Below are 14,996 nucleotides of genomic sequence, written 5' to 3'. Positions count from 1 at the left end.
CAGATGCGGTAAAGTCATTACCTATCTGTTCTGAAGATGGGTTGAGCCATGAATACGCAATGGAATCTGGAGCAGCTGCGCTTGTTTGTCAGCGTCGCGGAGCAGCGTTCGTTTTCCGCGGTGGCGCGGGATCAGCGCAAGGCGCAGTCGGCGGTCAGCAGTTCGATTGCGCTGCTGGAAGAGGACCTGGGCGTCAGCCTGTTCGACCGTAGCAGCGGCCGCCAGCCGAAACTCACCGAGGCCGGCAGCGCATTGCTGGACGAGGCGCGGGAAGTGCTGCGCCAATGCGAACGCCTTAACGGTCGGGCGCTGGCCATGATGCGCGGCCAGGAGGCGCGTTTGCGTGTGGCTCAGGATGAGGCGATGCCCTATCAACCGATTATCGAAAGCTTCGAAGCCCTGGCTCAGCAATTTCCCAGCCTTGAAGTGCAGCTGACCAGCGCCGCCCAGGGCGATGTTGCGCGCAAACTGGTGGAGCGTCGGGCCGATCTGGGGCTGCTGTTTTATCACGACCAGATTCCTGAAGCGCTCGAGCGGCGGGTGTTGGGCAGCGTCGAAATGGTCACGGTGTGCGGCGTCGGCCACCCACTGGCGAAACAGGCTCAGGTCGACTGTCAGCAACTGGCGCAGCATCGACAGCTGCTGATGTCTACACAGTCCAGCGTTTATCCCGGAAGCGAGCCCGCCAGCCCGCAAGTCTGGCGGGCCGACAGTTTTTACGTGATGGCTGAATGGCTGGTGCGCGGACTCGGCTGGGCCTGGCTACCGCGCCACGTGGTGCAGTACCCGGCGTATCAGGATCTGATGGTCGAACTGGTCAGCGAATGGACCCCGCCAGCGCTGGTGGTGGAGCTGGTCTGGCGCCGCGATGAACCTCTGGGTCCGGCAGCTCGTTGGTTGGCCGAACGTTTTGCCGTGCACTTGCAGACGATCGGTGAAAAAAGCCGATAAACTCCGCCGCCATGAATAGAACTCTCTACACCGCGCTGTTTTACCTGGGGCTGCCATTGGTAGCGATTCGGCTTTGGCTGCGGGCGCGCAAGGCGCCAGCGTACGCCAAACGCGTTGGCGAACGTTTCTCCGTCGGGTTACCGGCGATGAAAACGGGCGGCATCTGGGTGCACGCGGTGTCGGTGGGCGAAAGCATTGCCGCGGCGCCGATGATTCGCGCCTTGCTGCAACGTTATCCACAGTTGCCCATTACCGTGACCTGCATGACCCCGACCGGTTCGGAGCGCATCCACGCGCTGTTCGCCAATGAGCCGCGCATCCAGCACTGCTATTTGCCTTACGACTTGCCTTGCGCAGCGAAGCGATTCCTTGATCGGGTCCAGCCGAAACTGGCGGTGATCATGGAGACCGAACTCTGGCCGAACCATATCCATCAGTGCGCCAAGCGCGGGATTCCCGTGGCCCTGGCGAACGCTCGACTGTCCGAACGTTCTGCCAAGGGCTATGGCCGCTTCGGCAAACTGACCCAGCCGATGCTCGCCGAGATGAGCCTGTTCGCGGTGCAGACCGAGGCCGAGGCCCAGCGCTTCCGCGATTTGGGTGCGCGTTCGCAAACCGTGGAAGTGACTGGCTCTATCAAGTTTGATCTGACTATCGACCCGGCACTGCTTCAGCGTGCCGCCGAGTTGCGTGCGCAATGGCAAACCCAGGAGCGCCCGGTGTGGATCGCGGCCAGTACGCATGAAGGCGAAGACGAGGTGGTGCTGGCGGCTCATCGTCAATTGCTGGCCAATCATCCCGATGCGTTGCTGATTCTGGTGCCGCGCCATCCAGAGCGTTTCAACCCGGTGTTCGAGTTGTGTCGGCAGCAGGGTTTCGCCACGGTCCGTCGTTCCACTGGCGAACCCGTCACCGCCGGTACGTCGGTACTGCTGGGCGACACCATGGGTGAGTTGCTGTTTCTGTATGCCTTGGCTGATAGCGCTTTTGTTGGGGGCAGTCTGGTGCCGAACGGCGGGCATAACCTGCTGGAACCGGCGGCTCTGGCCAAACCGGTGTTGAGCGGACCGCACCTGTTTAACTTCCTCGAAATCGCCGCGCAACTGCGCAGTGCCGAGGCGTTGCAGGAAGTGGAGGATGCCGAAGGTCTGGCGCTGGCGGTGCAGCGGCTGTTCGAGTTGCCACGGGATGCGCAGCGGATGGCGGAGGCGGGGTTGAAGGTGATGCGCACCAATCAGGGCGCGTTGCAGCGGTTGCTGGATGGGTTGGGGCGGTTGATCGACCGCTAGACCGCTAGACCGCTAGACCGCTAGACCGCATCGCTTGAGAGTAAAAAGATCGCAGCCTCGTTTCACTCGACAGCTCCTACACGGGATTCGTATTCATCCTGTAGGAGCTGTCGAGTGAAACGAGGCTGCGATCTTTCGCTTTTTACGGTCTGGCTTTGAGCTGTTCCGCCGCAGCCTTGGCCAGATCCGGCGGCAGGAAGTCTTTATCCGGGTTGTAATCAGCCTTGAGGTAACGCGCCAGGTCCTGCAAATCCCCCGGGTTCAAGGTACCCGCGGCCTGTTTCAAACGCAGGTTGTCGAGGATGTAGTCGTAGCGAGTGTTGTTGTAGTTGCGCACCGAGGTGTACAGCTGACGCTGCGCATCCAGTACGTCGACGATGTTTCGTGTGCCCACCTGATAACCGATTTCGGTCGCTTCCACGGCGCTTTGGTTGGAGATGATCGACTGCTTGCGCGCCTGCACCTGCTCGACGTCGGTGTTCACCGCGCGATGCAGGTTGCGGGTGCTTTCCACCACTTGCCGGCGCAGGGATTCGCGTTGCTGCTCGGACTGATCCAGTTGTGCGTACGATTGGCGCACCTGGGAGTTGATCAGCCCGCCGCTATAGATCGGGATGTTCAGCTGCAGGCCCACGGTCGTTTGCTCGACGTTGCCACTGTATGGCTGGCCGAAGGCGTTCGGGTTGCTGAAGCCCAAGGCATCGTTGTCACCCTTCTCGTATTTCGCCACGGCATCCACGGTGGGCGCGTGGCCGGCCTTGCGCTGCTTGAGGGTTTCTTCGGCGGCGCTGACGGCGTAGTTGCTCGCGAGCAGATTGAGGTTCTGTTTGGCTGCCGTATCGACCCAGGCCTTGGCGTCATTCGGTGCTGGCGGCAGGATCGGCAAGGTATGGGAAATGCCCCAGATCGAGTTGTACTGACGGTTGGTCAGGGTGATCAGGGCTTCGAACGCATCATCTACCTGGCGCTGCGCGACGATTCGGTTGGCTCGTGCAGTGTCGTAGCTGGCTTGCGATTGCAGCACATCAGTTTTGTCCGAGAGTCCGACGTCGAAGCGTTCGTTGGACTGATCGAGCTGGCGTTTGAACGCGGCTTCTTCGGCCTTGGTTGACGCCAGGTTGTCCTGGGTTCGCAAGACATCGAAGTAGCTGACGGCAGTTTGCAGGATCAGGTTTTGCTGGGTTGCCGAGAGCTGCAACGCAGCCTGTTCGTTAACGTCTTTGGCGGCCTGGAACTGGAACCAGCGATCAGCACGGAACAGCGGTTGAGCCAGGGTCGCTTGATAGGAATGAGCGTTACGGTTGGCAGTCGCCGATGGCTGATCGATCGCGGTGCGCACGGCGGCTAGTTCAGCGCCGCCCGAGAGATTGGGCAGCAGCCCGGCGCGGGCCTGGGGCACGACTTCTTTCTGGGCGCCATATTGAGCGATGGCGGCAGCAAGGTCGGCGTTATTGTCCACCGCTTCCTGGTAGACGCTGACCAGATCGTTCTTGGTCGATAAGGGCGCTTCTGCTGCCCAGGCCATTCCGTTAGACGCACAAGACACGGCAAGGGCCAGTGAGAGTTTGCGCAGCATGAGGCGATCCCTAAAAAATTACGCTGATAATTTGAGCGCCAAAGGTACGGCGCAGCCCGCACAGCGTCAAGGCGGGGTATGGGTTGCGAGTGTAGTTGGGCATCCGCATGGCAACAATCCTGTAATTACGCCATTCATCATGGTGTTTACCGCGGTGTTGGCGTTCTTTGCCAGTTGTGTCTAGACTGGCCGGGTTCTTGTCGGGGTGCCTTGCTGTGAGGCTGAGATCGAATAATTTCGGATCCCGTTGAACCTGATCAGGTTAGCGCCTGCGTAGGGAACAAGATTTCTCGTCACCCGGCGAGTCCTCTTGTGCTTCGTCCGGGATGTTGTTCGACAATCGAACACCCCTCGAGCACTGAGCACAGCACTGCTGGTTTTCCCAGCGCCCGTGCGTCCATTCGATTACAGGTTCGCTCCGACAAAAATCCACTGCCTGGATGTGTTTGGAGAGCCCGTGATGACCATAAAACTAAAAAACACTACGAACCTGAGTGATTCGGCCCAAGTCGATCAGCAATCGGTTCAGCCGTTTACCCGCTCGCAAAAAATCTATGTTCAGGGCTCTCGCCCGGACATCCTCGTGCCGATGCGCGAAATCAGTCTTGATGTGACCCCGACCGATTTCGGCGGTGAGATCAACGCGCCTGTCGTTGTGTATGACACCTCGGGCCCGTACACCGACCCCAACGTCATCATCGACGTGCGCAAAGGCCTGGCCGATGTGCGATCGCCGTGGATCGAATCCCGTGGCGATACCGAGCGCCTGCCGGGTCTGAGTTCCAACTTCGGCCAGGAACGCCTCGCCGATGCGGAGCTGACCAAGCTGCGTTTCGCTCACGTGAACAACCCGCGCCGGGCCAAGGCCGGTGCCAACGTCAGCCAGATGCACTACGCCCGCAAAGGCATCATCACCGCCGAGATGGAATACGTCGCCATCCGCGAAAACATGAAGCTTGAAGTGGCGCGCGCCGCTGGCCTGCTGGACCAGCAACACGCCGGCCACAGTTTCGGTGCCAGCGTGCCGAAAATCATCACCCCCGAATTCGTCCGTGAAGAGATCGCCCGAGGTCGCGCGATCATTCCGGCCAACATCAACCACACCGAACTGGAACCGATGATCATCGGCCGTAACTTCCTGGTGAAGATCAACGGCAACATCGGCAACAGCGCTTTGGGTTCGTCCATCGAAGAAGAAGTGGCGAAACTGACCTGGGGCATTCGCTGGGGTTCGGACACGGTCATGGACCTGTCCACCGGCAAACACATTCACGAAACCCGCGAGTGGATCATCCGTAACTCGCCGGTGCCGATCGGTACTGTGCCGATTTATCAGGCCCTGGAAAAAGTCGGCGGCGCTGCCGAAGACCTGACCTGGGAGCTGTTCCGCGACACGCTGATCGAACAGGCCGAGCAGGGTGTCGATTACTTCACCATCCACGCCGGCGTGCTGTTGCGCTACGTGCCGCTGACCGCCAAACGCGTGACGGGCATCGTTTCTCGTGGCGGTTCGATCATGGCCAAGTGGTGTCTGGCGCACCACAAAGAGAACTTCCTCTACACCCATTTCGAAGACATCTGCGAAATCATGAAGGCCTACGACGTCAGCTTCTCGCTGGGCGATGGCCTGCGTCCGGGCTCGATTGCCGACGCCAACGACGCTGCACAATTCGGTGAGCTGGAAACCCTCGGCGAACTGACCAAAATCGCCTGGAAGCACGACGTGCAATGCATGATCGAAGGCCCGGGCCACGTGCCGATGCAGTTGATCAAAGAGAACATGGACAAGCAGCTGGAATGCTGCGACGAGGCGCCGTTCTACACCCTCGGCCCGCTGACCACTGACATCGCGCCAGGCTACGACCACATCACCTCGGGTATCGGTGCGGCGATGATCGGCTGGTTCGGTTGCGCCATGCTCTGCTACGTGACGCCGAAGGAACACTTGGGCCTGCCGAACAAGGATGACGTGAAGACCGGGATCATCACCTACAAGATCGCCGCGCATGCCGCCGATCTGGCAAAAGGGCACCCGGGCGCACAGATCCGCGACAATGCCTTGAGCAAGGCGCGTTTCGAATTTCGTTGGGAAGACCAGTTCAACCTGGGCCTTGATCCGGACACCGCTCGTTCGTATCACGATGAGACCCTGCCGAAGGATTCGGCCAAGGTCGCGCACTTCTGCTCCATGTGCGGGCCGAAATTCTGTTCGATGAAGATCACTCAGGAAGTTCGCGAATACGCGGCCAACCAGCGCATCGAAACCGTCGACGCCGAAGTCGCCCAGGGATTGGCGGACCAGGCCGAGCGGTTCAAACAGGAAGGCAGTCAGCTGTACAAGAAGGTTTGATCTGACCTGTGATTGACGGCGCCTGTGCTGCCGTCTTCGCGAGCAAGCCCGCTCCCACATTTGGAATGCATTCCTCCTGTGGGAGCGGGCTTGCTCGCGAAGACGGCAGACCAGGCACCGAGTATCTCAATGACACACTTATCCCTCTGAGATAACACCCTTGAGCATTCAACCCAGCACTTATTCCCCTGATATCGCGGTGCCCAAAGACAAACGTGTCTTCGGCGGCCGCGATCTGTTTTCCCTGTGGTTCTCCCTCGGCATCGGCCTGATGGTCCTGCAGACCGGCGCTTTGCTCGCACCAGGTCTGGGCCTGTCCGGTTCGTTGCTGGCGATCTTTCTCGGCACGCTGGTCGGCGTTCTGCTGCTGGCCGCGGTCGGCGTGATCGGCAGCGACACCGGCCTGTCATCGATGACCGCGCTCAAACTCAGCCTCGGTGCAAAAGGTGCGAGCCTGCCGGCGGTGCTGAACCTGCTGCAACTGATCGGTTGGGGCTCGTTTGAAATCATCGTCATGCGCGACGCTGCCAGCCTGCTCGGCGCGCGTGCCTTCAGCGAAGGCAGTCTGCTGTCGAATCCGCTGCTGTGGACCGTGTTCTTTGGTGGTTTGGCGACTTTGCTGGCCGTCAGTGGTCCGCTGACATTTGTGCGGCAGATCCTGCGCAAATGGGGCATCTGGCTGTTGCTGGCCGCGTGCATTTGGCTGACCTGGAACCTGTTCGCCAAAGCCGATCTGGCCGCATTATGGGCGCAGGCCGGTGACGGTTCGATGTCGTTCGCCGTGGGCTTCGACATTGCCATCGCCATGCCGCTGTCCTGGCTGCCACTGATTGCCGACTACTCGCGTTTCGGCAAGCGTGCGAAAAACGTGTTTGGCGGTACGGCGCTGGGCTTCTTTATCGGTAACTTCTGGCTGATGAGCCTCGGCGTGGCCTACACCCTGGCGTTCGCGCCGAGCGGTGAAGTGAATGCCTTGCTGTTGGCATTGGCTGGTGCTGGCCTCGGGATTCCGCTGCTGCTGATCCTGTTGGACGAGTCGGAAAATGCCTTCGCCGACATTCACTCGGCAGCCGTTTCCAGCGGGATTTTGCTGCGCTTGAAAGTCGAGCATCTGGCCTTGGCCATCGGCGTGATCTGCACACTGATCGCGTGTCTGGCGCCATTGGCCCAGTACCAAAACTTCCTGCTGTTGATCGGTTCGGTGTTTGCGCCGCTGTTCGGCGTGGTGCTGGTGGATCACTTCATCCTGCGCAAACGCGGTGCTCGCGTGGCGTCAGCCGCGTTGCGCTGGCCGGCGCTGCTCGCCTGGTTGGGCGGGGTGAGCACCTATCATTTGCTGGCTAATCTGTATCCGGACATCGGCGCAACCCTGCCGTCACTGATTCTGGCAGGGCTGCTGCAACTCGTGCTGGGTCGGGCCTTCAGTTACGGCCAGGAAACAGCTCGGGTTTGATAATGCCGTTCAGGCGAGGGTAAGGGATCTTCAGTTCGACGTGACCCAGCGCGTAAGGCGCGATGGTGCTCACTTCGTACTTGAGGATCACCCCGCCGTACGTCAGCGCCACGTTCTGGGTTTTGACGAAGGGCCAGCTCTTCACGAACTCTGGCTCCTGGTCGAGCTTGGTGCTGATCAGCCAACTGTTGTGCGCCACCTGCGCGGCTTTCCAGAACGCCTCTTCCTGCCCCGGCACCAACATGTCCGACAGCGTCAGCACTTTGTGTTGCTGGCGCGAATAGTTGATGAAGCTGCGGCCCGGTGTGCCATGGGCGCCGCCGGTGTCCAGGTAGCTGGAAAATTCAACGATCACCAAGCCGTCATGCTGCTCACGTACCTTGGCTTGCAGGTAACTGCTGTTACGCGGGCCAGCACTGCTCAAAAATTGCTCGCGATACGCTGCCAGCGTCGGCGCCACCGGGGCGTCGGGCGAAGTGCGGGTCATTTGCAGCAGGCGTTTTTCGACGATGCCGTCCAACTGCGGTTCGGCCGGGAAGCGCAGCGTATCGATGTTCACCAGCGGGCAGTCAGGTGTTGTGCAACCCGGTTTCAGCTGTTCGGAAGCATCGCGGGTGGTTTCCAGCGGCGTCCGGTAGTTGGGTTGGAACAAACTCTGGCAGGCGCCCAGGGTCAGGGCGATTGCGGCCGCGGAGGCGATTTTAAAAAGCGACATGGGCGTCCTTCATAAAACAGGGAAAGGCAAAAAGTTATCCGCTTCGACTCTCAACGAAGCAGTCAGTTCGCCACTAAGCTAATTAGAGTTGGTTTCACCCTCACCGTCTATCCCGCTGACTGGAAAGGGGCTGCATCAAAGGTCACGGGCGCGTTAGGATGGCGCGAAGTCGAGGTTGCAAGTAACAAAAAGGAGCCTCGTAACGGATTTGCAGTAAAGAGGATTGTCATGACTGATTTTGCCAACGCCATTCCGACAGCCGTTGATATCGTCCGGCGCGAAAAGTGCTACGAGGGTTTCTACAAGCTCGATCGTGTGCACTTGCGTCACGAATTGTTTGCCGGTGGCATGAGTCGCGAGATCAATCGTGAAGTGTTCGTTCGCCACGATGCGGTGTGCGTACTGCCTTACGATCCGCTGCGCGATGAAGTGGTGTTGATCGAGCAGTTCCGTGTCGGCGCCATGGGCAAGACTGACAATCCATGGCTGATCGAACTGGTCGCCGGTCTGATCGACAAGGAAGAAGTGCCGGAAGAAGTTGCTCACCGCGAAGGGCAGGAGGAAGCTGGGCTTGTGTTCGGGGCGCTCTGGCCGATGACCAAATACTTTCCATCGCCGGGCGGTAGCAATGAATTCGTGCATTTGTACCTGGGGCGTTGCGACAGCACCGGCGTCGGCGGCCTGCATGGGCTGGAGGAAGAAGCAGAAGATATCCGCGTCACGGTCTGGGCGTTCGAAGATGCCCTGCAGGCCGTACGCGACGGACGAATTGCCAACGCGGCCAGCATCATTGCCTTGCAATGGCTAGCTTTGAACCGCGCTGAAGTGAGGGGGTTATGGTCGTAAACAAACTGCGCGATCGCTATCGGGTCGACCTTGTGGGGCTGCAAGCCTCCTGCGAGGCCAACTACGCGCGCCTGATGCGACTGCTACCGGACATGCGCAACGAGCCTGAGGCGCGGCGCATTGCCGTGACCCACGGCGACCAGATGCTCGGCGTGCTGGCCCTCGAAGTGCTGCAGGTCTGCCCATACACCACAACCCTGCAAGTGCGCCAGGAACACAGCCTGCCGTGGCTGCCGGTGCCGCAACTGGAAGTCCAGGTCTATCACGACGCGTGCATGGCCGAAGTCGTCAGCGCCGAACATGCGCGACGTTTTCGCGGCATCTATCCTTACCCGAACGCCTCAATGCATCAGCCGGACGAAAAGGCCCAGCTGAATATGTTTCTGGGCGAATGGCTGAGCCATTGCCTGGCCTGCGGGCACGAGTACGCCGTTGTGCGTTGAGCGCCCTATCTCCCAAATATGCTCATTTTTGGCGGTGTTCATTGTCGCCATGCTGCGTTGCCGCTCCTCCCCATAGCTAGCTATGAGTCGTCGCGGCGCCTTGCCTGACGACAATGACCACTCGCCAAAAAAAGAGCATATTTGGGAGATAGGGCGCTAGGTGTGAACTGCGTCAGGTTCACAGGTTTCCCCTTTTGATCGTCCCCCAGCATAATTGCGGCACTCATCCATCCCGTGATTCAGCCCTGGGAGAACGCCTTGCCGAGCGTATCCATTTTGACCACCGCCGATTCGGCGTTGCTGGTGCAACTTTCCGACAGTCATCTGTTTGCCGAGACGGACGGGACGTTGTTGGGCATGAATACCCGGGACAGCCTGCAAAAAGTCATCGAGCTGGTGCGGCTTCAGCAGCCGCAGATCGACCTGATTATTGCCAGTGGCGATCTTTCTCAGGACGGGACGCTGGAGTCCTATCAGCAGTTTCGCGACCTGACGCGACAGCTCGATGCGCCGGCGCGCTGGATTCCCGGTAATCATGATGAGCCGCGGATCATGGCGGAGGCTGCCGTGCAGAGCGCGTTGCTGGAGCCGGTGGTGGATGTCGGTAACTGGCGCGTCACGTTGCTTGATTCGGCCGTACCGGGGTCGGTGCCGGGGTATTTGCAAGATGAGCAGCTACAGTTGCTGGCCCGTTCGTTGAGTGAGGCGCCGGAGCGCCATCATCTGGTGTGCTTTCACCATCATCCGGTGTCGATTGGCTGTGCGTGGATGGAGCCCATTGGATTGCGCAATCCAGACGCTTTGTTTGCCGTGCTGGATCGGTTTCCGCAGGTGCGAGCTGTTTTGTGGGGGCATGTGCATCAGGAAATTGATCAGGATCGCAATGGCGTGCGATTGATTGCTTCGCCTTCGACGTGTATTCAGTTCGAGCCGGGCAGTGATGATTTCAAGGTGAGTGACCAGGCGCCGGGGTACCGCTGGTTGCGGCTGTTGCCGGATGGCCAGCTCGAAACCGGCGTAGAACGCGTTACCGGGTTCGATTTTCAGGTTGATTACGGCTCGAACGGCTACTGATCACTCAGAAAGACCGAAGTGCGGCCTTCGCGAGCAAGCCCGCTCCCACAGGAGATCTGCAGCGTACATAAGATTTGTGAGCACCCGAGATCCAATGTGGGAGCGGGCTTGCTCGCGAAGGCGTCAGTGCAGGCGCCTTGAATTCCGAGGATATCCCCGATCCACTCGACTCCCTGTAAACTGCGCCTCTTTACCCGACGCACAGGGAGCTCAAATGTCCGGTTCGATCCTATATATCCACGGTTTCAACAGCGCGCCTGCCTCCAAAAAGGCCTGTCAGTTGATCAATGTGATGGAACGTCTGGGCTTGAGCGATCAGTTGCGCGTCCCGGCCTTGCATCACCATCCGCGTGAGGCCATCGGTCAGCTAAACAAGGCGATTGAGGAGCTTGGGCGGCCACTGCTGGTCGGCAGCTCACTCGGCGGCTACTATGCGACTCACTTGGCCGAGCGCCATGGCCTCAAGGCCCTGTTGATCAACCCTGCCGTCAGTCCGCACCGGATGTTCGACGGGTATCTGGGGACGCAGAAAAACCTGTATACCGATGAGGCCTGGGAGTTGACCCACGACCACGTGACGGCCCTGGCCGAGCTGGAAGTGCCGGCGCCCCAGGACCCGCAGCGGTATCAGGTGTGGTTGCAGACCGGCGACGAAACGCTGGACTATCGCCTCGCCCAGCAGTACTACCGGGCCTGTGCCTTGCGCATCCAGGCCGGCGGCGACCATAGTTTCCAGGGTTTTGCCGCGCAACTTCCGGCAATGTTGAGCTTTGCCAGCATCGGCGCAGATTTGTATCAGGCGATTGATTTCACAGCACTGTGAACCATCGCCTCTTTTTCACAGAACACTCTTTTTTCAGGCGGACGACGAGACCCCATGGCCACTCCCAGCGCTAGCTCTTATAACGCAGACGCCATCGAAGTCCTCTCGGGCCTCGACCCGGTGCGCAAACGCCCCGGCATGTACACCGACACCAGTCGGCCGAACCACCTCGCCCAGGAAGTCATCGACAACAGCGTCGACGAAGCCTTGGCCGGGCACGCGACCTCGGTGCAGGTCATCCTGCACGCCGATCACTCCCTGGAAGTCAGCGATGACGGCCGCGGCATGCCGGTGGATATCCACGCCGAAGAAGGCGTGTCGGGCGTCGAGCTGATCCTCACCAAGCTCCACGCGGGCGGCAAGTTTTCCAACAAGAACTACCAGTTCTCCGGCGGTCTGCACGGGGTGGGTATTTCCGTGGTCAACGCCTTGTCGAACGAAGTCCGGGTACGCGTCAAGCGTGACGGCAACGAATACCAGATGACCTTCGCCGACGGTTACAAGAAAACCGAGCTGGAAATCATTGGTACCGTCGGCAAGCGCAACACGGGTACCAGCGTATTCTTCGCGCCGGACCCGAAATACTTCGACTCGCCGAAATTCTCCATCAGCCGACTCAAGCACGTGCTCAAGGCCAAGGCCGTTCTGTGCCCGGGGCTGCTGGTCAGTTTTGAAGACAAGGCCACCGGCGAGAAAGTCGAATGGCATTACGAAGACGGCCTGCGCTCCTACCTGGTGGACGCGGTCAACGGATTCGAACGCCTGCCGGACGAGCCGTTCTGCGGCAGCCTGGCCGGTAACAAAGAAGCGGTCGATTGGGCCCTGCTGTGGTTGCCGGAAGGTGGCGACAGCGTGCAGGAAAGCTACGTCAACCTGATCCCGACGGCGCAGGGCGGTACCCACGTCAACGGTCTGCGTCAGGGCTTGCTCGATGCCATGCGCGAATTCTGCGAATTCCGCAGCCTGCTGCCTCGTGGCGTGAAACTGGCGCCGGAAGACGTCTGGGAACGTATCGCTTTCGTGCTGTCGATGAAGATGCAGGAGCCGCAATTCTCCGGCCAGACCAAAGAGCGCCTGTCGTCCCGTGAAGCGGCTGCATTCGTTTCCGGTGTGGTCAAAGATGCCTTCAGCCTGTGGCTCAACGCCAACCCGGAAACCGGCATGCTGCTGGCGGAACTGGCGATCAACAACGCCGGCCGTCGCCTCAAGGCCAGCAAAAAGGTCGAGCGCAAGCGCATCACCGCCGGGCCGGCATTGCCGGGCAAACTCGCCGACTGCGCCGGGCAAGACCCGATGCGTTCCGAGCTGTTCCTGGTGGAAGGTGATTCCGCCGGCGGTTCGGCCAAGCAGGCACGGGATAAAGAATTTCAAGCGATCCTGCCGTTGCGCGGCAAGATTCTGAACACCTGGGAAGTCGACGGCAGCGAAGTGCTGGCCAGCCAGGAAGTGCACAACATCGCCGTGGCCATCGGTGTCGATCCGGGCTCGGCGGACATCGCTCAGTTGCGTTACGGCAAGATCTGCATCCTCGCCGACGCCGACTCCGACGGTCTGCACATCGCCACGTTGCTGTGCGCGTTGTTCGTCCAGCATTTCCGCCCGTTGGTGGATGCCGGTCACGTCTACGTCGCGATGCCGCCGTTGTACCGTATCGACCTGGGTAAAGAGATTTACTACGCCCTGGACGAAGCCGAACGCGATGGCATCCTCGATCGTCTGGTGGCCGAGAAGAAACGCGGCAAGCCGCAGGTCACACGATTCAAAGGTCTGGGTGAAATGAACCCGCCGCAGCTGCGCGAAACCACCATGGACCCGAACACTCGGCGTCTGGTGCAGCTGACGCTGGACGATTTCGAAGCGACCTCGGAAATGATGGACATGCTGCTGGCGAAGAAACGCGCCGGTGACCGCAAATCCTGGTTGGAATCCAAAGGCAACCTGGCCGAGGTTCTTGGCTGATGCGGGTTGGCTTTGCCCTGGCGTGTGCGTTATTTCTGACCTCGGTTTCGGTGTTTGCCGAACCGGTGCCGCAGTTGCGCCTGTTGTCCGAGCATCCCGTTGACGGTATGCGCGGCGGCAACCTGTCCGGGCTGGCCCAGTGTGGCAAGGATATGTGGACGGTGTCGGATCGCGACGACGATCAGATTTACCGGCTCGATACCCGCGACAAGGTATGGCAAGCCGAAACCGTGGGCATCGGCGTACCACCGGTGCCAGACAGCGGTTTGCCCTGGGGCTTGCGTTCGCGAACCTGGGTGGCGTCGTTTGTTCGTGGCGGGGATCTGGATTTTGAAGGCATCACCTGCGACAGCGCCGGTAATCGCTACATCGTCAGCGAATCCCATGCTGCGATTCTGCAAGTGCCACCCGTTGGGCCATCGTCATGGCTGAAGATCTCGCCGATTCTGATTCGCGAAGCCCGGGCCAGCGGCATGCTGCTGCACTTCAATGCGTTGTTCGAGGGCTTGGCGATCAATCCGGCGGGTGATCAATTGTGGCTCGCCGCCGAGCGTCAAAGTCGTGGATTGTTGCTGATCAAACGCAAACAAACGGTATGGGATTGCGATGGTGGCTGTGTGTTGCTGAGCGAAGCCGGGAAAGAAATGCAGCCGGCGCAGTTTCCCCGAGCCAAAGCAGTGTCCCGAGACTTTGCCGACCTGTCGCTGTTCAACGGCAAGCTGTTTACCCTTGAGCGCAACGCTTACCAGATCTGCCGCCGTGATTCGGTGACGGCCAAGGTCGAGCGCTGCTGGTCGTTTGCCAATGAAGCCTTGCAGGCGCATCGCCGCTATTCAAATCCTTACGGCCTGACCGAAGCATTGATTGTTGACGCCGAAGGCGCGTGGATTGGCACCGACAACAACAACGATGCCCGCGCCGATGGCGAGGAACGTCCGATCGTCTGGCGCTTTGCCGCGCCTGAAGGCGGCTGGAGCGCCAAGCCGTGAGCCAGCAAACGCCGGGAAAACGCGCCGGTCGGGTATTTATGGTGCTGGCCTGGTGCGCGGCGCTGTTTCTGGCGACGCGGTTTTTCGGTCAGTGGGAGGCGCGTCAGCAGAACCCCAACACTGTCGTCAGCTCTGAGCAGGGCGAAGGTTTTATCGAAGTGAAACTGGCCAGCAACACACAGGGTCACTTCGTCGCCAGCGGCCAGATCAACGGCCAGCCAGTGGATTTCATGCTCGATACCGGGGCGACCGACGTGTCGATCCCGGCGGAAATGGCCGAACGGCTAAAGCTGGAAAAAGGCTTCGGGGTGACCCTGAGCACAGCCAACGGTCGCACCCAGGGTTACCGAACCCGCATCGACCGGCTGCAACTGGGTGACATTGTGCTGCGTGATGTGCGCGCCCTCGTCGTGCCAGGCCTGGATGGCCATCAAGTGCTGCTCGGAATGAGCGCGCTGAACAAACTTGAATTTACCCAGCGCGGTGGCACCATGCTGCTGCGCCAGACAACGAACCGATGAGGCCCGC

General features: G+C 60.1%; 13 protein-coding genes and 1 riboswitch. Of the genes, 11 read left to right on the top strand and 2 right to left on the bottom strand.

Features of this window, described 5'->3' with window-relative positions; all coding sequences use genetic code 11:
* The first annotated feature begins 48 nt into the window (after positions 1-48).
* Both CUN63_RS09875 and waaA read left to right on the top strand, forming a co-directional pair.
* Positions 49-951 carry a LysR family transcriptional regulator gene (locus CUN63_RS09875; protein ID WP_129439042.1) on the top strand — a complete coding sequence of 301 codons (903 nt, stop codon included), beginning with the start codon at positions 49-51 and terminating at the stop codon, positions 949-951.
* Positions 952-962: 11 nt separating this feature from the next.
* Positions 963-2,240, top strand: a complete 1,278-nt coding sequence (waaA, locus tag CUN63_RS09870) for a lipid IV(A) 3-deoxy-D-manno-octulosonic acid transferase (RefSeq protein WP_129439040.1) — start codon at positions 963-965, stop codon at positions 2,238-2,240.
* A 142-nt stretch (positions 2,241-2,382) separates the two neighbouring features.
* On the opposite strand, the gene CUN63_RS09865 is transcribed toward waaA, so the two are convergent.
* Positions 2,383-3,816 carry a TolC family outer membrane protein gene (locus CUN63_RS09865; RefSeq protein ID WP_129439038.1) on the bottom strand — a complete coding sequence of 478 codons (1,434 nt, stop codon included), beginning with the start codon at positions 3,814-3,816 and terminating at the stop codon, positions 2,383-2,385.
* Positions 3,817-4,007: 191 nt separating this feature from the next.
* Positions 4,008-4,113, top strand: a riboswitch (TPP riboswitch).
* A 163-nt stretch (positions 4,114-4,276) separates the two neighbouring features.
* On the opposite strand from CUN63_RS09865, the gene thiC reads away from it, so the two are divergent.
* Positions 4,277-6,166, top strand: a complete 1,890-nt coding sequence (thiC, locus tag CUN63_RS09860; RefSeq protein ID WP_046056450.1) for a phosphomethylpyrimidine synthase ThiC — start codon at positions 4,277-4,279, stop codon at positions 6,164-6,166.
* Between the two features lie 160 nt (positions 6,167-6,326).
* Entirely contained in the window at positions 6,327-7,619 is a 1,293-nt protein-coding gene (cytX, locus tag CUN63_RS09855) for a putative hydroxymethylpyrimidine transporter CytX (protein ID WP_129439036.1), read from the top strand.
* Here the strand turns inward: cytX and CUN63_RS09850 are convergent.
* Positions 7,588-8,334: an RsiV family protein gene (locus CUN63_RS09850; RefSeq protein ID WP_129439034.1), complete on the bottom strand. Its 747-nt coding sequence runs from the start codon at positions 8,332-8,334 to the stop codon at positions 7,588-7,590. The two genes, cytX and CUN63_RS09850, sit on opposite strands and share 32 nt — an antisense overlap.
* A gap of 228 nt (positions 8,335-8,562) precedes the next feature.
* Between CUN63_RS09850 and CUN63_RS09845 the strand changes: the two genes are divergently transcribed.
* The 7 genes from CUN63_RS09845 to CUN63_RS09815 all read left to right on the top strand — a co-directional run bounded on the left by CUN63_RS09845 (position 8,563) and on the right by CUN63_RS09815 (position 14,989).
* Complete coding sequence (locus CUN63_RS09845; RefSeq protein WP_129439032.1) at positions 8,563-9,180, top strand: NUDIX domain-containing protein; 618 nt, start codon at positions 8,563-8,565, stop codon at positions 9,178-9,180.
* Positions 9,171-9,623, top strand: a complete 453-nt coding sequence (locus CUN63_RS09840) for a DUF1249 domain-containing protein (protein WP_008153350.1) — start codon at positions 9,171-9,173, stop codon at positions 9,621-9,623. The genes CUN63_RS09845 and CUN63_RS09840 overlap by 10 nt, the downstream gene beginning before the upstream one ends.
* Before the next feature lie 258 nt (positions 9,624-9,881).
* Positions 9,882-10,697, top strand: a complete 816-nt coding sequence (cpdA, locus tag CUN63_RS09835) for a 3',5'-cyclic-AMP phosphodiesterase (RefSeq protein ID WP_129439030.1) — start codon at positions 9,882-9,884, stop codon at positions 10,695-10,697.
* 214 nt (positions 10,698-10,911) lie between these two features.
* The gene (locus tag CUN63_RS09830; RefSeq protein WP_129439028.1) at positions 10,912-11,520 is read left to right on the top strand and encodes a YqiA/YcfP family alpha/beta fold hydrolase; all 609 of its coding nucleotides are present in this window, start codon (positions 10,912-10,914) and stop codon (positions 11,518-11,520) included.
* 54 nt (positions 11,521-11,574) lie between these two features.
* Positions 11,575-13,479, top strand: a complete 1,905-nt coding sequence (parE, locus tag CUN63_RS09825; protein WP_046045699.1) for a DNA topoisomerase IV subunit B — start codon at positions 11,575-11,577, stop codon at positions 13,477-13,479.
* Entirely contained in the window at positions 13,479-14,468 is a 990-nt protein-coding gene (locus CUN63_RS09820; RefSeq protein ID WP_129439026.1) for an esterase-like activity of phytase family protein, read from the top strand. The genes parE and CUN63_RS09820 overlap by 1 nt, the downstream gene beginning before the upstream one ends.
* Positions 14,465-14,989 carry a TIGR02281 family clan AA aspartic protease gene (locus tag CUN63_RS09815; protein ID WP_129439024.1) on the top strand — a complete coding sequence of 175 codons (525 nt, stop codon included), beginning with the start codon at positions 14,465-14,467 and terminating at the stop codon, positions 14,987-14,989. The genes CUN63_RS09820 and CUN63_RS09815 overlap by 4 nt, the downstream gene beginning before the upstream one ends.
* Positions 14,990-14,996 lie beyond the last annotated feature (7 nt).

The sequence above is a fragment of the Pseudomonas sp. ACM7 genome, from assembly GCF_004136015.1.
Lineage (GTDB): Bacteria > Pseudomonadota > Gammaproteobacteria > Pseudomonadales > Pseudomonadaceae > Aquipseudomonas > Aquipseudomonas frigoris.
This window is presented reverse-complemented; position numbering and strand designations above follow the sequence as displayed.

What these genes read in the sequence shown, in the direction of transcription:
- CUN63_RS09820 (WP_129439026.1), top strand. Translation starts at nt 13,479, where the DNA reads ATGCGGGTTGGCTTTGCCCTGGCGTGTGCGTTATTTCTGACCTCGGTT.
- CUN63_RS09840 (WP_008153350.1), top strand. Translation starts at nt 9,171, where the DNA reads ATGGTCGTAAACAAACTGCGCGATCGCTATCGGGTCGACCTTGTGGGG.
- CUN63_RS09850 (WP_129439034.1), bottom strand. Translation starts at nt 8,334, where the DNA reads ATGTCGCTTTTTAAAATCGCCTCCGCGGCCGCAATCGCCCTGACCCTG.
- CUN63_RS09845 (WP_129439032.1), top strand. Translation starts at nt 8,563, where the DNA reads ATGACTGATTTTGCCAACGCCATTCCGACAGCCGTTGATATCGTCCGG.
- CUN63_RS09875 (WP_129439042.1), top strand. Translation starts at nt 49, where the DNA reads ATGAATACGCAATGGAATCTGGAGCAGCTGCGCTTGTTTGTCAGCGTC.
- parE (WP_046045699.1), top strand. Translation starts at nt 11,575, where the DNA reads ATGGCCACTCCCAGCGCTAGCTCTTATAACGCAGACGCCATCGAAGTC.
- CUN63_RS09865 (WP_129439038.1), bottom strand. Translation starts at nt 3,816, where the DNA reads ATGCTGCGCAAACTCTCACTGGCCCTTGCCGTGTCTTGTGCGTCTAAC.
- CUN63_RS09830 (WP_129439028.1), top strand. Translation starts at nt 10,912, where the DNA reads ATGTCCGGTTCGATCCTATATATCCACGGTTTCAACAGCGCGCCTGCC.
- thiC (WP_046056450.1), top strand. Translation starts at nt 4,277, where the DNA reads ATGACCATAAAACTAAAAAACACTACGAACCTGAGTGATTCGGCCCAA.
- waaA (WP_129439040.1), top strand. Translation starts at nt 963, where the DNA reads ATGAATAGAACTCTCTACACCGCGCTGTTTTACCTGGGGCTGCCATTG.